Annotated in this window: 21 protein-coding genes; 4 read left to right on the top strand and 17 right to left on the bottom strand. The window is 47.3% G+C overall.

Translation table 11 applies throughout. The features are described from left to right. Positions 1–2: 2 nt before the first annotated feature. The 15 genes from atpF to DW896_RS01045 form a co-directional block, all read right to left on the bottom strand. Positions 3–509 (bottom strand): F0F1 ATP synthase subunit B, encoded by a 507-nt coding sequence (gene atpF, locus DW896_RS00975; RefSeq protein WP_005836994.1) that lies wholly within the window; start codon positions 507–509, stop codon positions 3–5. 95 nt (positions 510–604) lie between these two features. Next, positions 605–862, bottom strand: coding sequence for an ATP synthase F0 subunit C (gene atpE / locus DW896_RS00980; RefSeq protein WP_005829122.1), 258 nt, complete (start codon positions 860–862; stop codon positions 605–607). A gap of 56 nt (positions 863–918) precedes the next feature. Continuing rightward, positions 919–1,989, bottom strand: coding sequence for a F0F1 ATP synthase subunit A (gene atpB / locus DW896_RS00985; protein WP_009038492.1), 1,071 nt, complete (start codon positions 1,987–1,989; stop codon positions 919–921). Beyond that, positions 1,973–2,392: a hypothetical protein gene (locus tag DW896_RS00990; protein ID WP_005829126.1), complete on the bottom strand. Its 420-nt coding sequence runs from the start codon at positions 2,390–2,392 to the stop codon at positions 1,973–1,975. The genes atpB and DW896_RS00990 overlap by 17 nt, the downstream gene beginning before the upstream one ends. A 41-nt stretch (positions 2,393–2,433) precedes the next feature. Beyond that, the gene (gene atpC, locus DW896_RS00995) at positions 2,434–2,682 is read right to left on the bottom strand and encodes an ATP synthase F1 subunit epsilon (RefSeq protein WP_034523421.1); all 249 of its coding nucleotides are present in this window, start codon (positions 2,680–2,682) and stop codon (positions 2,434–2,436) included. 19 nt (positions 2,683–2,701) lie between these two features. Further along, positions 2,702–4,237 (bottom strand): F0F1 ATP synthase subunit beta, encoded by a 1,536-nt coding sequence (atpD, locus tag DW896_RS01000; RefSeq protein WP_005829130.1) that lies wholly within the window; start codon positions 4,235–4,237, stop codon positions 2,702–2,704. Between the two features lie 610 nt (positions 4,238–4,847). Next, on the bottom strand, positions 4,848–5,882 hold the full coding sequence (galE, locus tag DW896_RS01005; protein WP_005829134.1) for a UDP-glucose 4-epimerase GalE: 1,035 nt from the start codon (positions 5,880–5,882) through the stop codon (positions 4,848–4,850). A gap of 131 nt (positions 5,883–6,013) precedes the next feature. Next, complete coding sequence (gene rsxA, locus DW896_RS01010; RefSeq protein WP_008663551.1) at positions 6,014–6,592, bottom strand: electron transport complex subunit RsxA; 579 nt, start codon at positions 6,590–6,592, stop codon at positions 6,014–6,016. A 93-nt stretch (positions 6,593–6,685) separates the two neighbouring features. Further along, the gene (gene rsxE / locus DW896_RS01015; RefSeq protein ID WP_005829138.1) at positions 6,686–7,270 is read right to left on the bottom strand and encodes an electron transport complex subunit RsxE; all 585 of its coding nucleotides are present in this window, start codon (positions 7,268–7,270) and stop codon (positions 6,686–6,688) included. Between the two features lie 16 nt (positions 7,271–7,286). After that, positions 7,287–7,952: an RnfABCDGE type electron transport complex subunit G gene (locus DW896_RS01020; protein WP_005829140.1), complete on the bottom strand. Its 666-nt coding sequence runs from the start codon at positions 7,950–7,952 to the stop codon at positions 7,287–7,289. Continuing rightward, complete coding sequence (locus DW896_RS01025) at positions 7,949–8,941, bottom strand: RnfABCDGE type electron transport complex subunit D (RefSeq protein ID WP_005829143.1); 993 nt, start codon at positions 8,939–8,941, stop codon at positions 7,949–7,951. The genes DW896_RS01020 and DW896_RS01025 overlap by 4 nt, the downstream gene beginning before the upstream one ends. A gap of 6 nt (positions 8,942–8,947) precedes the next feature. Beyond that, positions 8,948–10,285 (bottom strand): electron transport complex subunit RsxC, encoded by a 1,338-nt coding sequence (rsxC, locus tag DW896_RS01030; RefSeq protein WP_005829145.1) that lies wholly within the window; start codon positions 10,283–10,285, stop codon positions 8,948–8,950. Between the two features lie 60 nt (positions 10,286–10,345). Then, positions 10,346–11,248, bottom strand: coding sequence for a Fe-S cluster domain-containing protein (locus DW896_RS01035; protein ID WP_117878096.1), 903 nt, complete (start codon positions 11,246–11,248; stop codon positions 10,346–10,348). A gap of 37 nt (positions 11,249–11,285) precedes the next feature. Next, on the bottom strand, positions 11,286–11,705 hold the full coding sequence (locus DW896_RS01040; protein ID WP_005836985.1) for a SoxR reducing system RseC family protein: 420 nt from the start codon (positions 11,703–11,705) through the stop codon (positions 11,286–11,288). 230 nt (positions 11,706–11,935) lie between these two features. Further along, a complete protein-coding gene (locus tag DW896_RS01045; protein ID WP_009038495.1) occupies positions 11,936–13,375 on the bottom strand; it encodes a DUF3078 domain-containing protein in 1,440 nt (479 codons plus the stop codon). A gap of 270 nt (positions 13,376–13,645) precedes the next feature. On the opposite strand from DW896_RS01045, the gene DW896_RS01055 reads away from it, so the two are divergent. From DW896_RS01055 to DW896_RS01070, 4 genes are all read left to right on the top strand, one after another. Continuing rightward, complete coding sequence (locus DW896_RS01055; protein WP_119992724.1) at positions 13,646–15,265, top strand: CTP synthase; 1,620 nt, start codon at positions 13,646–13,648, stop codon at positions 15,263–15,265. Between the two features lie 31 nt (positions 15,266–15,296). Further along, on the top strand, positions 15,297–17,150 hold the full coding sequence (yidC, locus tag DW896_RS01060) for a membrane protein insertase YidC (protein ID WP_119992726.1): 1,854 nt from the start codon (positions 15,297–15,299) through the stop codon (positions 17,148–17,150). Between the two features lie 102 nt (positions 17,151–17,252). After that, positions 17,253–18,584 carry an MATE family efflux transporter gene (locus tag DW896_RS01065; RefSeq protein WP_057087615.1) on the top strand — a complete coding sequence of 444 codons (1,332 nt, stop codon included), beginning with the start codon at positions 17,253–17,255 and terminating at the stop codon, positions 18,582–18,584. 37 nt (positions 18,585–18,621) lie between these two features. Then, positions 18,622–20,745, top strand: a complete 2,124-nt coding sequence (locus DW896_RS01070) for a S9 family peptidase (protein ID WP_119992728.1) — start codon at positions 18,622–18,624, stop codon at positions 20,743–20,745. Between the two features lie 372 nt (positions 20,746–21,117). On the opposite strand, the gene DW896_RS01075 is transcribed toward DW896_RS01070, so the two are convergent. After that, positions 21,118–22,065, bottom strand: coding sequence for a glycosyltransferase family 4 protein (locus tag DW896_RS01075; RefSeq protein WP_034529847.1), 948 nt, complete (start codon positions 22,063–22,065; stop codon positions 21,118–21,120). Positions 22,066–22,162: 97 nt separating this feature from the next. After that, on the bottom strand, positions 22,163–23,059 hold the full coding sequence (locus tag DW896_RS01080; RefSeq protein WP_009038498.1) for an NAD(P)-dependent oxidoreductase: 897 nt from the start codon (positions 23,057–23,059) through the stop codon (positions 22,163–22,165). Positions 23,060–23,076 lie beyond the last annotated feature (17 nt).

A 23,076-nucleotide genomic window follows, 5' to 3' on the forward strand; every position in this document is an offset into this window, starting at 1 on the left:
AATTAATTGTTTTTACTTGCGGCCAGCACTTCATCCAACATCCGGTCTATCATCTCCATCTGCTCATGTTTCTCGTCCAGATTCTTGCGGATAATTTTCTCGGCTATATCTACGGACAAGACTGCCACCTGGCGGCGAATATCGCGGATGGCCTCTTCCTTCTCTTGCTGTATCTGCTTTTTAACTTCGTCCAGCTCCTTCTGCGCGGCGGCTTCCGCCTGCTTGCGTGCTTCGACGATAATCTTGTCACGCTCATGCATCGCCTCCCGCAGAATACGTCCTTGTTCTTTGTTGGCAGCAGCAATCAACGCTTCACTCTCCTCTTTCAGTTTGGAGAGCTGGGCATTTGCTTCGCGTGCCACTTCCAAAGACTGGTCGATGTAGGTCTTGCGACCTTCCACCATCTTGGTGATAACGGGAAAACCGTACTTGGCAAGCACCACAAACACCACACCGAATGAAAGGAGCATCCAGAACAGCAGACCACTATCGGGTAATAACAATGACATAATTTTATTTACTATTTGACAATTTACGATTTACAATTTGGCTGCGCGGTGATGCTGCACGGACAAATTGTAAATGGTAAATGGTAGATTGTACATTATAAAAAGAATACCAATAAACACACAACTACTGCCAACAAAGCAACACCTTCAATCAAGGCAGCGGCAATAATCATGTTCATACGGATATCTCCGGATGCTTCCGGCTGGCGGGCAATGGCCTCCATAGCAGAACCGCCGATTTTACCAATACCTACACCAGCACCAATAACAGCCAAACCAGCACCAATGGCTGCACCCAGTTTACTAACTCCCACACCTGCCGCAGCAGCTTGCAATAATACAGATAGTAACATAACTTTCAGTTTTTAAATGGTTATTTTTATTAATATTTATATTCCCAATAATCGTATCACTTCACCGCCTTCTCCTTATGCTCTTCCTGCGCCAGACCGATGAACACGGCTGACAGCATGGTGAACACATATGCCTGGATAAAGGCAACCAACAACTCAAGTGCATTCATAAAGATATTGAACAACACCGATGCCACGGTCAGCGTTCCGTTCAAAGCAGGTCCCATACTGGCCGAGATGAATATCAGGCAGGTAAGCACCAGCATTGCCATGTGCCCTGCCAGCATATTGGCAAAAAGACGTATCATCAAAGCAAACGGTTTGGTGAAAATACCGAAGAACTCGATAAACGGCATCATGGGGACCGGTACCTTCAGCCACCAGGGCACATCCGGCCAAAAGATATCTTTCCAATAAGTCTTGGTTCCAAAGATATTCACGGCCAAGAAAGTACAGATGGCCAATACCATCGTAATGGCTATATTTCCCGTCACGTTGGCCCCTCCGGGAAAGAAAGGAATCAGCCCCATAATGTTGTTGATGAAAATAAAGAAGAAGGCCGTCAGCAAGTAAGGTGCGAATTTACGGTACTTCGGACCGACACAGCTCTTTATAATATCATCGTTCACCATCATGATAAACATCTCCATAAACCCGATGAAACCACCGGGAGCGGCACTTCCCTGCGGGTGCTTGCGATACCAGTGCGCCACACTCAAAATGATGAGAAGCAGCAATGCGCTGTTGATGAGCAAAGCCAGTGTCACCTTCGTGATGGAGATGTCCAACGGGCGTATTTCGTTTCCGGTGGCATCATACTCCACCAGCTTGCCTTCGTACTTGCTTCCTGCGGGAGCGATGGAAAAGCCTTCATAACTTCCACCGTTCTCCTCCAGACGTGAGGATAGAAAGGCATGCCATCCGGTGGTAGAGCTATGCACTATTACCGGCAAAGGAATCGTAACGTGAGTTTCGCCCCACGTCGTGATGTGCCATTCGTAAGAATCGCCGATATGCCCGAAGACAATCTCCTTCACGTCCACCGTATTCTCGGCCCGCACCGTGGCGGGTAGCAACATGCCCAGTGCCAGCAGAATTACAGTCAGTATGTTACGCAATCTTTTCATTGTTACTTTTCTTTTTCAGTTTCCGATTCGCCTCAAAAGTGAAGAAGAACCAGGAATCATAAATCAAATATATCAGATAGTTGGCTATAAACGTCAACAAAAACGCCCTGGCTTCCTCACGTACTGCAACGCAATAAACCAGCATCACAATCATGGAGACCAGCATTCTCATCACACGCATCAGCAGATAAATCTGCAACATTCGTCCTGGCATCCGGTGACGGCAGCTTTCGGTCATATTAATCATGAATACTCCGAAAACAAAGAAGAAAAGCGGAATCAGCGGATAACCGCCGAAATAGTGATGCGGATTTATCGAAAAATACGCCCAACCGCCTACAATTCCTATCAATACCGTCAAGAGCGCTGTATGCAATAAGTAGTTTCTCTTAGTAATAGTCACGCCAACAACCTCTATTTTTTAATTTTTAATTTTTTAATAGCCTATTGCTGTTCTATACAGACGGCAACCCTTCCGTTACTCATCTCCACGAATCCGCTTTGAATATCCAACTCATGTTCCTCACCGTCCGTTGCGTAAATCAATTTCCCCGTTCCCAACGATGATACAATCGGTGCATGCTGCGGCAGGATAGAAAAAGAGCCCATAGTGCCCGGCAATGTAACACTTTCCACTTCCCCGTTGAAGAGTTCCTTCTCCGGTGAAACAATATTCAAATGCAACTTTTTCATCATCAAAGCTCCCAGACTTTTAATTTTTAATCGTTTTTCCCCCTGCCTGCTCCAGTAGTTTCTTACCCTTCTCAATGGCTTCTTCAATGGTTCCCACATTCAAGAAAGCAGGTTCGGGCAGGTAGTCCACCTCTCCGTCAAGAATCATCTTGAAGCCTTTGATAGTGTCCTCAATGGAAACCATTGTACCTGGGACACCCGTAAACTGCTCGGCAACGGCAAACGGCTGTGAAAGGAAACGCTGCACACGACGTGCACGGTTCACCAACGTACGGTCGGCATCAGAGAGTTCCTCCATACCAAGGATGGAGATAATGTCTTGCAATTCCTTGTTGCGCTGCAATATTTGTTTTACACGTTGTGCCACTTCGTAGTGTTCTACCCCCACGATGTGTGGGTCGAGAATGCGTGAAGTAGATTCCAACGGGTCCACAGCAGGATAAATACCAAGTTCAGTAATCTTACGACTCAACACCGTGGTGGCATCGAGGTGGGTAAACGTTGTGGCAGGTGCCGGGTCCGTCAAGTCATCGGCAGGCACATATACAGCCTGCACGGAAGTGATGGAGCCGTTTCTTGTAGAGGTAATACGCTCCTGCATGGCACCCATTTCCGTTGCCAGTGTCGGCTGATAGCCTACGGCAGAAGGCATACGGCCCAGCAAGGCCGAAACCTCGGAACCGGCTTGGGTGAAACGGAAGATATTATCAATGAAGAACAGAATGTCACGCGGACCGTCCGTCTCCGCTCCCATGTCACGGAAGGACTCGGCCACCGTCAACCCAGACAATGCCACGGACTGACGCGCACCGGGAGGTTCGTTCATCTGACCGAATATCAAAGACACTTGTGATTTGGCCACTTCGTCATAATCTACTTTGGACAAATCCCAATGGCCTTCCTCCATACCTTTCTTGAATTCTTCTCCGTAACGGATAACGCCGGATTCAATCATTTCTCTCAGCAGGTCGTTGCCTTCACGTGTACGTTCTCCTACACCGGCAAACACAGAGAAGCCGTGCTGCTTCTTCGCAATATTATTAATGAGCTCTTGGATAAGCACCGTCTTGCCTACACCGGCGCCACCAAACAGACCGATTTTACCGCCCTTGCTATATGGTTCCAGCAAGTCGATAACCTTGATGCCTGTATAAAGCACCTCTTGTACGGTAGTCAAATCTTCAAACTTAGGGGGGTCGCGATGGATGGGATAAGCACCGGTACGGTCCAACTCCTTCATGCCGTCGATAGAGTCGCCCACTACGTTCATCAGGCGGCCTTTGATTTGTGTACCTATCGGCATGGTGATGGGGCCTCCCAGCGGATGCACTGTCATTCCTCTCTGCAGGCCGTCCGTACTGTCCATAGCAACAGTACGCACCGTGTTTTCACCAATGTGCTGCTGTACCTCTACAATCAGTCTTTTGCCGTTCGACCTTTTTATTTCCAGTGCGTCGTGAATACTCGGCAACATCATTTCTGCCTCCGTTCCTTCGAAATAGACGTCTACTACAGGCCCGATTACCTGTGAGATATGTCCGACAATCTGTGACATAAGCAATCTTTTTATTCTATATTTCCTTAATTATTTTTCCCAATACTAAGTTGTAAGTCGCGTGTATCCTCATTAACAAGTCAGCCAAGTCGCGTCTTTCATCAGCTATGTACTCGTACCTATTAACGTTTGTCAGCTATGGTTTGTTCATCCCAATAGTTACATAAACAACAACGCAAATGTATAAACAATTTGCATGTAGTTGTTACCGTGTATAGCATTTTTTGAACAAAAAAGACTATTTTGAACGATTAATACTACAATTGGAACAAATTGTTACAGACATGATAACGTCAGTTAACAATTAGTAAGAAAAAGGAATTGCCTACCCATCTTATGAAAAAACACTGAATTGACAACAGAGATTCTGTATATAATATACAAAAAATAAGCCTTGTCTCTCGACAAGGCTTATTCACAACACAAACACAAAATAAAACACGACAAAACTACTATGCAATCTTACCTGTCTATGCCGGGGAGGCATACGTACTAGTTACGGATATTCACATATACATAAACAGCTTCAGGCTGATTTGCACATTATAAACAAATGCGGGGAGGCATTTGTTTATTGCCTATTTGTTAAAAAACACAAATTCAAAGTTTGTCATTGAATACCTCTTTCACGAAGCTTCAACTGCCATTTCCATGCAGAAAGTAAAGTATCTTCAATACTTGTTTCTGCCTTCCAACCCAGTTCATTGTTTGCCAATTCCGGGTTTGCCCATACCTTCTCAATATCACCGGCACGCCGACCTACTATCTGATAGTTCAGTTTTACACCGGTAGCCTTTTCGAAAGCATTAATCAGTTCCAATACGGAAAGTCCACGACCTGTACCGATATTGAATACTTCCACTTTTTCCTTCTGCTTGTTCTCCAAGATACGGTGGATAGCCACTACGTGTGCTTTGGCCAAATCGACTACATTGATGAAGTCGCGGATACAAGAACCGTCGGGAGTATCATAATCGTCACCAAACACGCTCAGTTTCTCACGGATGCCGATAGCGGTCTGGGTAAGATAAGGAATCAAGTTCTGCGGTACACCGTTAGGCAACTCTCCCAACAATGCTGTGGGGTGTGCACCTATCGGGTTGAAGTAACGCAACAAGATGGCGTTTATCGGAGCACCGGAAGCAACCGTATCACGTACAATCTCTTCATTGATTTGCTTCGTGTTTCCATACGGAGACTCAGCTTTCTTAATAGGTGCCTTTTCCGTTACCGGAAGTTCGTCCGGCTGGCCGTAAACTGTGCAGGAAGAAGAGAATACGATACCTTCCACTCCATGCTTCGGCATCAATTCCAGCAGGTTTATCAGTGAAACCAGGTTATTACGATAGTAAAGCAATGGTTTCTGGACAGATTCACCCACAGCCTTGCTGGCCGCAAAGTGAATGATGGCTTTAATGCCTTTATATTTGGTAAACACAGCGTCAAGACCGGCATAATCCAAGCAATCCAATTCCTCGAATGCAGGGCGGATGCCCGATACCTTCTCTATGTTATCTACAACATCTGCGCTGGAGTTTGACAAATTATCAATAATAACAACTTCATAACCTGCGTTTTGAAGTTCCACCACCGTGTGAGAACCAATATAACCGGTTCCACCCGTAACTAAGATTTTCCCTTTCATATTAAATATAGATAATTTAGCTTTTAGGTTATCAATACGCCACAAATGTAAGGAAATAAATTAATAAAAACAGAAAAAGGGGGATAAATTTTAGTTTATCCCCCTTCCACTTTATTTCCGTTTTTTCTTCTTTAAATCTTCACAACCCCCGAAAAGCCCATGAATGCCATTGCCAGCAGTCCGGCAGTAATCAAAGCTATCGGAGTACCCTGCATACCTTTCGGTACACTAACCAGGCTCATTTGCTCGCGCAGGCCTGCAAACAGTGTCAGTGCCAAGCCGAAACCAAGTGCCGTGGAGAATGCATAAACCACTCCCGTCAGCAAATCATAATCTTTTTGGATAACAAGGATAGCCACACCGAGAATACAGCAGTTGGTAGTAATCAACGGCAGGAACACGCCCAAGGCCTGATACAGAGAAGGAGAAACTTTCTTCAGGATAATCTCTACCATCTGCACCAATGCGGCAATCACCAGGATAAAGGTAATAGTCTGCAAATAGCCCAAATCAAAAGCGTCGAGCACATACTTCTGAATAAGGAATGTCACGATAGTGGCGATGGTGAGCACGAATGCCACCGCTGCCGACATGCCCAATGCAGTCTCCACTTTCTTGGAAACTCCCAAGAACGGGCAAATTCCCAAGAATTGCGACAATACGATGTTGTTTACAAAGATTGCCGAGATAAATATCAATATATATTCCATAATCATTAAATTAAGAATTAAAAACTAAAAATTAAAAGCCCGGCAGCTTACCGCCGATACGTTCTCAATTTTTTCATTTTTAATTTTTCATTATTAATTCTTCTTCATACTGTTGATTAAAGCAATGAGATAGCCCAATGCAATGAATGCACCCGGAGCAAGGACAAATACCAACATGCCGTATTCTTCGGGAAGGATACTCAAGTTGAATATCTTGCCGGTTCCCAGGAACTCACGCACGGCACCCAGTAATGTCAGTGCAATGGTAAAGCCCAAGCCCATGCCCAGACCGTCGAACAAGGAAGCCACCGGATTGTTTTTGGCAGCAAATGCCTCGGCACGTCCCAATACGATACAGTTTACAACAATCAGCGGAATGAACAAGCCCAGCGTGGCGTACAATGCAGGAACGTAGGCTTGCATTATCATCTGCAACAGTGTCACAAATGATGCTATGACTACAATGAATGAAGGGATACGCACCATATCGGGAATCAGATTCTTGATGGCAGAAATCACCACATTGGAACATATCAGCACGAACATTGTAGCCAGTCCCATACCCATACCGTTAATGGCAGAGGAAGTGGTACCCAGTGTAGGACACATACCCAGCAGGAGTACAAACGTAGGATTCTCTTTGATAATCCCGTTCATCATAACTTTAAAATTATTCATATCTTCTACTCCTTTCTCATTTAGCGCTGAGTGTATCCACAGCTTCGGGAGCTGCGGAATCAGCAGGTTGTTCAACATTCTTTTGAGTAGCGCCGGTAGTGCCGTCGGCAGTTTCCTGACCGGCATAGGCAGCATAAGCCGCATTCACTGCATTCAAAAAAGCACGTGAGGTGATGGTAGACGCTGTAATGGCATCTACTTTACCACCGTCCTTGCTCACTGTCAATGCAGCTTCACCCGGATTCATGCCGGTGATGTCACCTTTATTGCCTTTCTTGAACCAGTCGGCAGCCTTGGAACCCAACCCCGGAGTTTCCACATGCGACAACAAGGAGTAGTCGATGATTTTGCCTTCAGCATCGAAACCGACCAACACTTTCAGCTCACCGCCAAAACCCATGGCAACAGCTTCCACAGCAGCTCCGATATATTCTCCGCCTTTGGTGGCAGGATATACAGAATACTGTACTCCGTTTACTTCCTGCATCTTCTTCTCGGCGATGGGGTCATTGTCGAAGCCCGGAACCACCGCACTTACGGCATCGCTCAAGGTCTTTGCATTGGCCTGCGCAATGGGCTCCTTCGTCAATTCGTTTACATAAGCCAGCAACGCTACGGAGATTGCGGTAACGCCCGTAAGTACCAGCAACATATTCTTCAAGGATGATTCTAACTTTTTCATTTCTTCTTCGCTACCTCCCCAAAGCGTTTAGGTTTAACATAGGTGTTGATGAGCGGAGTGAACGCATTCATAATCAGAATGGCAAACGACATACCCTCCGGATATGCACCGAACAGACGGATGATGACAGTCAGTAGGCCGATGCAAACACCATAAATCAGCATACCTTTGTGGCTCATCGGAGAAGTCACGTAGTCCGTAGCCATAAAGACAGCACCCAGCATCAGACCACCGGACAACAACTGTACGACCGGGGATACATAAAGTTCCGGATTGACCAGATACATGATACCGGAGAACACGAATACCGTCACCAGAATAGATACCGGAATGTGCCAGGTGATGATTTTCTTCCACAACATGTAGAACAAACCAAGCAGCAGCGCCAAGGCACTCACCTCACCGAGACATCCTCCATTATTACCTATCAGAAGGTCGAAAGCTCCCGGAAGGTCGCTCAGGGACATGCCCGGAGCACCATTGATGACACCTTTCATAATAGCCAGCGGCGTAGCAGCCGTCGTGGCATCCGTATAGGCTGTCAACTGGCCTACAGCCGGCCATGTCGTCATCTGCACGGGGAATGAAAGCAACAGGAATACACGTCCTGCCAGTGCAGGGTTAAAGGGATTGCAACCCAAACCTCCGAAGGACATCTTGCCTACCCCGATGGCAAACAAGGCACCAAGGATGATAATCCAGATGGGCAGGTTGGAAGGCAGGTTAAAGGCCAGCAACACACCGGTAATGATGGCAGAGCCGTCGGTGATGGTTGTGGTCTCTTTTTTCATGAGGAATTTGCCGATGGCCCATTCAAAGAACAAGCAGGCTGCTACGGAAGTGGCCGTAACAATCAGCGCACCCAGTCCGAAAAAGTAAAGCGAAACAAGGAATGCCGGAATCAATGCGATAAGCACACCGTACATATTCTTCTTCACGCTGTCACCGCCGTGAACGTGGGGCGAAAGGGATACGATTAATTTATTCATACTTCGTTATTTTTTAGCTTGACGTGCACGGATCATCGCTCCTACCTTACCCTTACCCAAGCGGATATAATCCAGCATCGGACGGTTGGAAGGACAAGTGAACTGGCATGAACCGCATTCTATACACGACATAATGTCTTCTTTCTCTACTCTTTCAAAATCTCCGTGGGCCGAAACGGTAGCCAGCAGATACGGCTCCAACCCCATCGGGCAGGCTCCCACGCACTTGGCACAACGGATACAAGGCTGTACTTCGCCGCGCTTGGCTTCCTTCTCGTTCATAATCAGAATACCGGAGCTTCCTTTGGCTGTCGGTACATCCGTATTTACCAGAGCTTTACCCATCATCGGGCCACCGCCGATAATCTTACCCGTATCTTCGGGCAGACCGCCGCAAGCTTCAATCAGCTGCTTCATCGGCGTACCGATACGTGCCAGGAAATTGGACGGCTTTGCCAACGACTTACCAGTCACGGTAATGACACGCTCAAACAGAGGTTTGTTCTTCTGTACGGCCTGGTAAACGGCAAATGCGGTACCCACATTCTGCACCACAGCTCCCGTGGAGATAGGCAGCGCACCGGCTGCAACCTGGCGACTGATGACAGCATCAATCAACTGTTTTTCACCACCCTGCGGATATTGCACCTTCAAGGGTACCACCTCGATACCTGCATAGCTGGAAGCGACTTTCGTCATCAGCTGGATGGCATCGGGCTTGTTGTTCTCAATGCCGATGAACGCCTTGTTCACCTTTACCGCTTTCATCAGAATGGATACACCTACCATAATTTCTTCCGCATGTTCCAGCATCAGCTGATGGTCGGCAGTCAGATACGGTTCGCACTCTACGGCGTTGATGATGACACACTCTGCCTTGAATGCAGGAGGAGGACACAACTTGACCTGCGTAGGGAAGCATGCACCGCCCAGACCTACGATACCGGCATCGGCAATTTTCTTCACGATTTCCTCGGAAGTCAGACTGCATTCCTTCACCAACGTTTCGGAACGGTCAATGGATTCTTCCCATTCATCCCCTTCTACGTCAATGAATATAGCAGGCTTGGCGTAACCGCTGGCATCGACAATCGTGTCAATCTTAGCGACTTTCCCGCTGACAGACGAATGAATGGCTGCTGATACAAAACCGCCGGGCTCGGCAATCTTTGTACCCACTTTCACAACATCACCTTTGGCAACGATAGGCTTGGCAGGAGCACCGATGTGCTGTCCCAGCAAGATAGCGGCCTTGGCCGGAATCTCTGCCTTGATGATAGGCTGATGTGCTGAAAGTTTATTTTCGTGTGGATGGACTCCACCAATTGAAAATGTCTTCAACATACAATTCTGTATTTTTAGTCGTTTATTTACTTTATTAATTCATACCTCAACTTGGGAAGTCTAAACCTCTGCTTTGGGAGTCTCAACCTCAGCATTAGGAGCTGCAACCTTTACTTGGGGAGCTGCATCGTCAGCCTTCGGTTTGCGCGGCGGGAAGTTGAGGGCAATGATTGTGTTTTGCGGACAAGCTTCCTCGCACTTGCGACAGGATTTACACTTATTGGGGTCAATGTAAGCCAGATTGTTTTCCAGCGTGATAGCCTCGAACGGACAAACCTTCACACACTTGCCGCAACCGATACATGCCACGGTACAAGCCTTGCGTGCTACGGCCCCCTTGTCCTTGTTTACACACTGTACGTAAATACGACGTGATTTCTTGCCTTGAGGACGGATTTCAATAATAGATTTCGGACAAGCCTTGGCACAAGCTCCACAAGCCGTACACTTTTCCTCATCCACTTCGGGAAGTCCGGTCTCCGGATTCATGTGGATAGCATCGAACTGGCAGGCAGCCACACAGTCGCCGCATCCCAGACAGCCATAACTACAACCCGTTTCACCACCATAGAGAGAAGCCGCAATGGCACAACTCTTGGCGCCATCGTATTGGTTCACACGAGGACGGTTGGCACAAGTTCCATTACATCTCACCACCGCAACCATAGGTTCGGCAGCAGCGGCATCCAAGCCCAGAATCTCGGCAATCTTTGTCATGACGGGCTGTCCACCCACCGGACAAAGTTTACCATCCAGCGAACCTGCCTTTACGCAAGCATCTGCAAATCCGCTACAACCGGGGTAACCACATCCACCGCAATTTGCCTGGGGAAGCACCTCTGCTACCTGGGCAATCCGCGGATCTTCATACACGGCGAATTTCTTGGAAGCCACGTAAAGAATAGCGGCCGATACCAGCGCTATAACTCCCAATGAAATCACTGCAATCAGAATTACATTCATAAATTAGTTGTTTATTAATTATTTGTTTTATTATTAGTTAGTTCATCGGTCGTACGGAGAATGAGAACTTCTTACCCATCCGCGACTTGTTCAGCCACAATATATAATAATAAGGTATAAGAAGTGCCAGCGAACAAAGTGCAGAACGCAGCTCGTCATTCCAGATAGCCATAAAGACAAACAGTGAAATTATCAGAATAAGGAAAGGAAATATAAAGGCAAACAGAACTGCCATCACTCCCATTGAAAGTTCGCCCGTCACCCATACACGGTCACCGGGCTGGTAGGATGCGGCATTGGCATCGGCCACATCGACAAGTTTCTCTTTCGTATCCGCAGAGGTACAATGCCCCTTGACACTACACGAAGCGCACGCTGAAGTCTGGATGATTCTCACTTGGAGATGAGAACCGTTTATGTTTTCCACAATACCTTGATGTTTTATAGTATTCGCCATTTTGCAAAGTGTGCATTACAAATCACGGCAAATTTACGCATTATTTGTGAACTGCAAACCTTTCCTATGCATTTTCTGTGTTCGTAAACGTGCTTTTTCTATGTTTTTATGTTTTTTCACCTGCCACAGACTACAAAAAGACAAAAAACAGACGGTCTGTCAAGGAAAAACAGACCGTCTGACTAACCAAAACAGATAATCTGTTCACTCCGAACAGACCATTTGTTTATTTACCATTTATAATTGATACCGAAACTGAGCAATTCTTTTACCTGAAAATAGCTGTCCCCTTCCGTCGGCTTGGCACTGTCGTCATAGCGGGCGTGCACATAGAGCTTGGTGGAAAGATAGCGGTTCAGCACAAAGTTCACCGTGTTTTCCCATTCAATACGTGTCCACTCATAACTGGTCTGGAAGTCCAAGCGGGAATCCAGCGTGATGGAAGGAATGATGGTCCATGAAAGTGTAGGCTGTATCTGCGAACCGAAGTTATGCTTCACGCATTTGCCCTCATCAAGACCGAAACTCACTTCATTCACCCCCTTATTTCCTACATAGCGCAGCATGTACGTCAGCGGAGCCATGAAAACGGACAAGCTGAATTTCTGCTTCTTCAACTTGTAGTCCATACCGATACTGCTCGACCAGTCCGCCGGAGCAAAGAAAGCCGAAACCAGCTCTTCACTGTTGGCCTTGTAGCCATTGCAGAACTGGGTCTTAAACTCAGTCGTGATGGTATAATACCACTTGGACGCAGCCTGAATACCCAGTTTACTGTACAGCCGGAGTTGGTCGGTACTTACCAGATAGTTATGAAACTCGTCGGAAGGTGCGGAGCTGAAGCCCAGCTTGGCATCGAGCAGATTTTCCCACTGCACCTTTTCACGGTCATTATAGTTGGCAAACAGTTGCAGGTTGGCAAGCACGGCGTTAGTGCTCTCACCTCCCTTGTACCAGTTGTCGGAGATATAGTTCTGGGTAATCTGCAATGAACCGTTTCCACCCGTCACCCACCAGTTGGGCTTGTGGATAATCACGTCGGCTTCCTCCTTCACTCCCACCATATTCTCTTGTGCAAACAGTTTCACGACGGACGGCTTGGAAGAAGCCTCCTTCTCTATATTATCCTTGAATATCTTCCCTTTCATCACCTCCTTCTCGGTCATTACAACCAGATTGGGACAATTCACATACGTGTTCAGCAGCGTACGGTCCACCAGTTTGTTGGCTCGGTCCTTTGAGGTGAAACTCAGTGTGTCGAACGGCAACATCTCGCGCGTCAGGGCAGGCACCGTATCAGGCACCTGGAAATGCCAGTCCACCTTGGAAAGGCGTCTCATGGGGGCATAATAATAGGTAAGGGGAAGGAACAACCTATAGTAGTTCGGATTGGAAGGTATATAACGCTCCGGAGTCGTGGGGTCATTCAAATAATCCAGCACTCCGATATACCTTTCATATAATATGGAAACAGTATCCAGCCTGTACCCCATACCTTCCGGTTTCAATTTCAGAATCATGTATTCTTTCATTATATCCGGCAAGGTGTCGGCTTTGGCAGTTGTTTCCTGTCCACTGTTCTTCGAGGCGGTATCCAGCGTATTCTGTGCCATCACCGACGAAGAAATCATCGTAGCAATTAACCAAAATGCAATGTGTCTATTCTTCATAATGCCCTAAAGTCTATGTTTCGAGCGCAAATTTAGCTTAAAATGTTTAGAAAACATAGAAAAGCCATAAGAAAAAGGCAAGAAGGACTTTCTTCGATGAAATCGTATTTTTTAATAATTGTTTCATCGAAACTTTCTCTACTTCCTCTTTTTTTTATAATTTTGCGCTTTTTAAGTTCTACGTGTACTGACGGGAGCAGTGCGCACCCTGAACGACAAGCCGTATAGGCTCTTGGCATTAGATTAAACAATTAATAAAATAATATAGTTGTGGGAGAAACAAAGTATATTTTCGTCACCGGTGGTGTTGCCTCTTCATTAGGTAAAGGTATCATCTCATCCTCCATCGGTAAATTGCTGCAAGCAAGAGGTTACAAGGTAACCATCCAGAAGTTTGACCCGTACATCAACATCGACCCGGGTACACTGAACCCTTATGAACACGGCGAATGCTACGTTACCGTGGATGGCCACGAAGCCGACCTCGATTTGGGCCATTACGAACGCTTCCTGGGCATCCAGACCACCAAGGCCAACAATATCACGACCGGACGCATCTACAAAAGCGTCATCGACAAAGAGCGCCGGGGTGACTATCTGGGAAAGACCATCCAGGTTATTCCCCATATTACAGACGAAATCAAGCGTAATGTAAAACTGCTGGGAAACAAATACAAATTCGACTTTGTTATTACCGAGATTGGCGGTACAGTGGGTGACATCGAGTCTCTGCCCTATCTGGAAAGCATCCGTCAGCTGAAGTGGGAACTGGGAAAAGACGCCTTGTGCGTACACCTTACTTATGTCCCCTACCTGGCAGCTGCCGGTGAGCTGAAGACCAAGCCCACCCAGCACTCCGTAAAGGAACTGCAAAGTGCCGGTATCCAACCCGATGTCCTCGTACTGCGTACGGAACATGAGTTGAGTACCACCCTGCGCAAGAAAGTGGCTCTGTTCTGCAATGTGGACGAGAATGCCGTGGTGCAAAGCATCGACGCGCCTACCATCTACGAGGTGCCCATCTTGATGCAGAGCCAGGGACTAGACGTTACCATTTTGAAGAAAATGGGACTTCCCGTCGGCGACACTCCGGGACTGGGACCGTGGCGCGCTTTCCTCGAACGCCGTCACAAAGCCGAAGAGACTGCCCCGCTGCACATCGCATTGGTGGGCAAATATGACTTGCAGGATGCCTACAAGTCCATCCGCGAGGCCCTTTCACAAGCAGGAACCTACAATGACCGCAAGGTATCGGTAGACTTCGTGAACAGTGAAAAGCTGACTGACGAGAATGTGGCAGAAGCCCTGAAAGGCATGGCAGGCGTACTTATCGGTCCGGGATTCGGCGAACGCGGCGTTGCCGGCAAGTTCGTAGCCATCAAATATGCGCGTACACACGACATCCCCACCTTCGGTATCTGTCTGGGTATGCAGTGTATCGCCATCGAATTTGCCCGTAACGTACTGGGTTATGCCGATGCCAACTCACGCGAGATGGACGAAAAGACACCACACAATGTCATCGACATCATGGAAGAGCAGAAGTCCATCACCAATATGGGTGGAACCATGCGTCTGGGTGCCTACGAATGTGTTCTGCAGAAAGGCAGCAAGGCATACGAGGCATACGGTACCGAGCATATCCAGGAACGTCACCGCCACCGCTACGAATTCAACAACAGCTTCAAGGAGGCCTACGAAGCAGCAGGCATGAAGTGTGTGGGTATAAACCCCGAATCGGACCTGGTGGAAATTGTTGAGATTCCCGCATTGAAGTGGTTTGTCGGTACCCAGTTCCATCCCGAATACAGCAGTACGGTATTGCATCCGCACCCACTGTTCGTAGCATTCGTGAAGGCCGCCATCGAAAATGAAAACGAAAATAAATAATTTGTAATAAGTAATTTGTAATCAACAAAGAATGGATAAAAATACCATCACAGGTCTTGTTCTGATAGCGATATTGTTAGTAGGTTTCAGCTTTCTGAGCCGTCCCAGCCAGGAGCAGTTGGAAGCACAGCAACGTTACTACGACTCCATAGCCCAGGTGCAACAGCGCGAGGCTGACTTGAAAGCCAAGGCAGAAGCAGCCCTGGCCAACGAAAGTGGAGCGGAAGCAAGCGTTGACTCCACTGCCCTCTTCTTCGACGCCCGTCAAGGAACCAACTCGCAGGTAACCATCCAGAACAACCTGGCAGAAATAACCGTAGATACAAAAGGCGGACGCATAGCTTCGGTCACACTGAAGGAATACATGGGACAAGACAAGACGACCCCCGTCACACTGTTCAGCGGCAATGACGCTTCCATGAATTTCCTCTTTTACAACAAGAAAGAGACTATCCAGACGGAAGACTATTATTTCACCGCAGTAAACCGTACGGACAGTACCGTCACCATGCGTTTGTCGGCAGACAGCAACAGCTATATCGACTTTACATATCGCATGCACAATGACACATACCTGATAGACTTTACTATTCAGGCAGTCAATATGGAAGGTAAGCTGGCGGCTACCAACAATTATGTGGACATCGAGTGGTCTCAGCGTGCCCGTCAGATAGAGAAGGGTTACACCTACGAGAACCGTCTGGCTGAACTGACTTACAAAATCACCGGAGAGGGTACCGATTATCTGTCCGCCAACAAGAACGACGAAAAGGAAGTTCCGGAACGCCTGGACTGGATTGCTTTCAAGAACCAGTTCTTCTCTTCAGTATTTTTGGCAGATGCCGACTTTGAAAAGACCAAACTGAGTTCCAAGATGGAGACTCAAGGCAGCGGCTACATCAAGGACTATTCTGCGGAGATGAGCACGAAGTTCGACCCTGCCGGCAAGGAACCTACCCAGCTGTTCTTCTACTTCGGCCCCAATCACTACAAGACTCTGACCGCACTCGACAAGGGGCGTGACGAGAAGTGGGAGCTGAACCGTCTGGTCTATCTGGGCTGGCCGCTCATCCGCTGGATAAACAAATGGTTCACCATCAACATCTTCGACTGGTTGTCCAGTTGGGGGTTGAGCATGGGTATCGTACTGTTGTTCATGACGTTAATCGTAAAAGCTGTAGTATTCCCCGCAACGTGGAAAACCTACATGTCATCCGCCAAGATGCGCGTACTGAAACCGAAAATCGACGAGATAAACAAGAAGTACCCCAAGCAGGAAGATGCCATGAAGAAGCAGCAGGAAGTGATGGGCCTCTACAGCCAGTACGGAGTCAGTCCGATGGGCGGATGTCTGCCGATGCTGATACAGTTCCCTATCTTGATGGCCTTGTTCATGTTCGTGCCGAGTGCCATTGAACTCCGCCAGCAGAGCTTCTTGTGGGCAGACGACCTTTCCACTTACGATGCGTTCATCAACTTCCCGTTCCATATCCCGTTCCTGGGAAGCCACCTCAGCTTGTTCTGCCTGCTGATGACGGTTACCAACATATTGAACACGAAGTACATGATGCAGCAACAGGATACGGGTGCCAATCCGCAGATGGCTGCCATGAAGTGGATGTCATACCTGATGCCTATCATGTTCCTCTTCATATTGAACGACTATCCTTCGGGATTGAACTATTACTACTTCATCTCTACGTTAGTCAGTGTGGTAACAACGCTCATCATGCGCAAGACAACCAATGAGGAAGCCCTTCTTGCCCAGTTGGAAGCCAACAAGAAAGACCCGAAGAAGATGAAGAAAACCGGTTTCGCCGCCCGTCTGGAAGCCATGCAGAAACAGCAGGAACAGATGATGAAAGAAAAACAGAACAAAAAGTAGTAAGACTACCGTTCAAGATATTCTTTTGCAGAAAGCCGGACAATGACATTTGCCCGGCTTTCTTATCCTTACACCAACGAAAAAATTCACAGACTCTAAATTATGCAGACTAAATACACTTACAAACAAATCTGGCTCATAGCCTACCCTATCCTAATCAGCCTCCTTATGGAGCAGATGATAGGTATGACGGACACCGCCTTCCTCGGGCGTGTGGGCGAAGTCGAGCTGGGAGCATCTGCCATCGCCGGTGTCTTCTATATGGTCATCTTCATGGTTGCCTTCGGTTTCAGCATCGGGGCACAGATACTCATTGCCCGGCGCAACGGCGAACGGCAGTATAAGGAAATCGGTGACTTGTTCTATCAGGGCATCTATTTCCAAGTCGGAATGGCGGCAGTCATGTTCCTGCTATCCTATTGTTTCTCACCGATTATCCTGAAACGCATCGTCGCTTCGGAACATATCTACGAAGCAGCCACCAGCTACCTGCATTGGCGTGTATTCGGTGCCTTCTTCTCGTTCAGCGCAGTCATGTTCCGTGCCTTTTTCTTGGGAACCACCCAGACCAAGACACTGACACTGAACTCTATCGTCATGGTGTTGAGCAATGTTGTATTCAACTATATCCTGATTTTCGGTAAATTCGGTTTTCCTGCACTCGGCATTGCCGGAGCCGCCATCGGCTCCTCATTGGCCGAGCTGGTTTCGCTGTTATTCTTCATCCTCTATACCCGTAGCCGTATTGACTGCCGCAAGTACGGGCTGGACCGTATTCCGAAGTTCCGGCTGGACGTATTGAAACGGATGCTGAACGTCTCTTTCTGGACCATGATACAGAATTTCTTCTCCCTCTCCACCTGGTTCTTGTTCTTCCTTTATGTGGAGCATCTGGGAGAGCGCTCGCTGGCAGTGACCAACATTGTCCGCAATGTGTCCGGCATACTGTTCATGGTACTCATGGCATTTGCCTCTACCTGCGGTTCATTGGTCAGCAACCTCATCGGTGCAGGCCACTCCGATTGCGTGGCAGGCACTATCCGGCAACATGTACGCATAGCCTACGTTTTCGTACTTCCGCTGGCATTGCTTTTCGCGCTGTTCCCCAAGCTGATTCTGGGAATTTATACCGACATACCCGACCTGCAGGATGCTGCCGTGCATTCGCTTTGGGTGATGTGCTCCACCTATCTGTTCCTGGTTCCTGCCAATGTCTATTTCCAGGCAGTTTCCGGAACCGGCAATACGCGTACTGCATTGGGCATGGAGCTGGCAACGCTGGTCATCTACACAGCCTATATCACCTACATTATTCTGATTCTGCAACTCGACGTGGCCATTTGCTGGACCTCGGAAATGGTTTATTCCAGCTTTATTCTCATTTTCTGCTGGCTATATATCAAACGTGGGAATTGGCAAGGAAGGAAAATTTAGTATCTTTGCATTGAAATAACCGAAACAAAAAACATATATGAAACAAGTAAATCTACTACTTATGTCAGCAGCCATGACATTGGCCTCCTGCGGAGGAACAAAAGATGCCGGACAGCAGCAGGACGCAGCAGCGCTCATCCAGCGGTCGGACATCAAGATTGAAGGAAAGCGTATGACACCCGAGGCACTCTGGGCGATGGGACGTATCGGCAGTGTAGCCGTATCTCCCGACGAAAAGCAAATTGCCTACACGGTATCCTATTACAGCGTGCCCCAGAACAAGAGTAACAGCGAAGTCTTCGTCATGAATGCCGACGGTAGTGACAATACCCAGATAACGCATGACGCCTGGCAAGAAGAACAGCCCACATGGTTCAAGGACGGCAAGAAGCTTGCCTTCCTTTGCAACGAAAGCGGCAGCAGCCAGGTATGGGAAATGAATCCCGACGGCAGCGGACGCAAGCAGCTGACCCAATACGAAGGAGACATCGAAGGGTTCTCTTTCTCGCCCGACGGCAAGAAACTCCTTTTCATTGCCCAGGTAAAGACCGTGAAGAGTACGGCAGACAAACATCCGGACCTTCCTAAAGCCACCGGCATCATCGTTACCGACCTGATGTACAAGCATTGGGATGAATGGGTGACTACTGCTCCCCATCCGTTTGTTGCTGATTTCGACGGCAATGCCATCAGCAATGTCACTGATATTCTTGAGGGAGAGCCATACGAAAGCCCGATGAAGCCCTGGGGCGGTATCGAGCAGCTGGCATGGAGCCCGTCTTCTGATAAGGTGGCCTATACATGCCGTAAGAAAACCGGACTGGCGTATGCCATTTCCACCAACTCCGACATTTATATCTACGACCTTGCCTCCAAGGAAACCAAAAACATCACGGAAGAAAACAAGGGATATGATACGAATCCCCAATACTCTCCCGACGGCAAATACATCGCCTGGCAGAGCATGGAACGTGACGGCTACGAAGCCGACTTGAACCGCTTGTTTATCATGAACCTCGAGACCGGTGAGAAACGTTTTGTAAGCAAAGCTTTCGAATCGAACGTGGACGCCTTCTTGTGGAACAAAGATTCCCAGAGCATCTACTTCATCGGTGTATGGCATGGCGAGACACAGATTTACAACATCGACCTTGCCGGAAACGACAAGCTTACCCAGCTCACCGACGGCATGTACGACTATGCTTCGCTTGCCCTTTGCGGAGACAAGATTATCGCCAAACGCCATTCCATGAGCATGGGCGACGAAATCTATGCCGTAAACAGTGCACGTAACGGCGACGCTTTTGCAGAAGCAGTGCAACTGACCACAGAAAACAAGCAGATTTACGACCAGCTGGAAATGGGTAAAGTGGAAGCCCGCTGGATGAAGACCACCGACGGCAAGCAGATGCTGACCTGGGTGATTTATCCTCCGCAGTTCGACCCTAACAAGAAGTACCCCACCCTCCTCTTCTGTGAAGGCGGTCCTCAGAGTCCCGTCAGCCAGTTCTGGAGCTACCGTTGGAATTTCCAGATTATGGCGGCAAACGACTATATCATCGTAGCTCCCAACCGTCGTGGTCTTCCGGGCTTCGGTGTAGAGTGGAACGAAGCCATCAGCGGTGATTATGGCGGCCAGTGCATGAAGGACTACTTCACTGCCATTGACGAAATGGCGAAAGAACCTTTCGTCGACAAAGACCGCCTGGGTTGCGTAGGTGCCAGCTTCGGAGGTTTCTCCGTATATTGGCTTGCCGGACACCATGACAAACGCTTCAAGGCATTCATCGCACACGACGGTATCTTCAACATGGAAATGCAATATCTGGAAACGGAAGAGAAATGGTTTGCCAACTGGGATATGGGCGGCGCTTATTGGGAAAAGAACAACGCTACGGCACAACGCACTTTTGCCAACTCCCCGCATCTCTTCGTCGACAAATGGGACACCCCTATCCTCTGCATCCACGGAGAGAAGGACTTCCGCATTCTTGCCAACCAGGCAATGGCCGCCTTCGATGCAGCCGTGATGCGTGGCGTTCCTGCCGAACTGCTTATCTATCCGGACGAAAACCACTGGGTACTGAAACCTCAGAATGGCGTGCTGTGGCAACGTACCTTCTTTGAATGGCTGGACAAATGGTTGAAGCCGGCTAAGTAAAGCCCCTCAAAAACGATAAAAACAAATAGTCCCGGATTCTTGACAAAGAATCCGGGACTATTTGTTTTTATTGTACACCGCCCGATTCATTTTTTATGACTATAATTTGAAAGTATTAGGTGTAATACGTACCTTGATAGAAGTCCAAGAAAAAATCAAATCTCATCCCGATTTAAAGAAACGTTACTTTCTTAAGCCTGATGAAGTTATTTTATTGGCAGACGGAACAAAAATTGTTGTCAACAACCAGTGGGGAACATTATTTCCAAGATTTCTTGAAGCAGCAAAGAAACTGTACCAAGTAACCAATGATTCGGAAAGCAATACTCCAATATCCCGATTAAAGATTACTTTTGGTAATGGGAAAGTAATTCAAGAGATATGTCTTGAAAAATACTTTTTCATGAAGAGTACGTATATTACGCTCAATAGTAAGATACACCCTATCAAGAAGATATAGCCATACTGTTGGTAATAAATATATCCTACTATTATAAAAGTCTGTATTGTCATATAGGCCAGAGAGACTATGACATGAGGAATCTTCAGCTCATTCGCCATAATCTGATACAGATGTTTGCGATGCGGCAGCCCGATATTCTCATGAAGCATCAGGCGGTGAATGATAGTCAGTACACTATCCACACCATAAACGGATAAAAGGACTATCCAACTGAAATCTTCCGTTTCAATGATGAGCCTGCCTATCAGGAAAAGAAGGATAAAGGCAATGCTCACCGACCCCACATCACCGGCAAAGCATTTAGCACGCTTGCGGAAATTGAAGAAACAGAAGACTAGAACGGAACAGATAACGGTATAGATGAAATCCGCTTCCACAAAAGTAACCACCTCCTTATTGATATAGGCCAACGCAGCAAGAATAACCAGAGAATAACCACCGGTTATGCCGTTAATGCCATCCATAAAGTTGTAGGCATTGATGATGCCCGTACAGACTATCAAGGCTATGACTATCCACCACCAGGACAAGGAGAAAAGTCCCCACTGATAAAACATCATAGCCATAGCAGAGAAATGAAAAAGCAGCCTTGTCATCTGTCCGGTGGATTTTATATCGTCCACGAAGCTGATGAACGTCACCAGTGTCAAGGCAAGCAGGAACCAGGGATATTCAAAGCCACTCGTCAGGAAATAGGCCAACGCTCCGAAATAGAAAATAATCCCACCACCGCGTAAAGTCACTTTCGTATGGGAACTCCGCTCATTGGGCTTGTCGATGATATTGTACCTATCAGCCACTCTAAAATAAAAAAGTTCTGCCAAAAACAGCAGAACCAAAACCATTAAATAATACATCATCCGTTTTTGATTATCCAGTAAAACCAGAGCTGAATACATGTAAATCCTAAAGATACAATACCCAGCCCTATCAATAAGACACCTAAATATACATTCATTCTATATTGAAGTTTTCCAACACATTGGTCGGCTTCCATCCCAATTCACGTATCGCCTTTTCATTACTGAAAGTCAAGGATTTCGTAATCTTATCTAACTTCAAGGAATTGATTGGAGCTTTCCTTCCCAAGCAATCACCTGCCAAAGCCATGCATTTAGCCACCCAGTACGGTATTGATAAAGGCAATTTCTTATCCAGTTGCCTGCAAATAGTAGTCTCAAGTTCTCTGAAAGTCGGGTGATGACTGTCACATACATTGTAGATGCCTCCCTTTTCTGCCAACAGAGGAACTAATTTTGCAATATCCTGCACCATCAATACACTCTTTCGTGCCTGACTGCCAGCAATACTGAGGTATTTCCCACTGCGGATACCATAAATCATAGCCCCCAGATTTCCCGGAGGGTTGGGACCGGCAATCAAGGAAGGACGGATTATGCCTAAAATGACATTATGTTCGTAACACCACTTTTGCAGATATTCCTCCGCAAGACGCTTACTCATGGCGTATGGTGTGTCTCCATTCAAAGGATGGTCTTCCGTAATATTCTCGCCATAAGCACAACCGTAAACTGCCACCGTGGAAATAAAAATAAATACTCTCGGTACTCCAACTTTTTCCAATGCAGCACAGAGATTCTTTGTACCCTGTAAATTCACATCAAAAAACATCTGTTTCTCGGCTTCACTTCTGGGCACAGAATGGGCTTTTCCTGCAGCATGGAGTATAATATCATACCGTTCATGTAATTCAGGAATCTCATTGGCTATATTTACAGTATAGTCATTCTGCGATAGCAGTCCTACAGTTGCAACAGTATACATTCTATCCAAAAGGGAACGTATGCCATTACCCAAAAAACCTGAGGCTCCGGTAAATAAAAGCTTCATAAAATGAATAGGTTATC

The sequence above is a fragment of the Bacteroides sp. AM41-16 genome, assembly GCF_003603495.1.
GTDB classification, from domain to species: Bacteria; Bacteroidota; Bacteroidia; order Bacteroidales; family Bacteroidaceae; genus Bacteroides; species Bacteroides uniformis.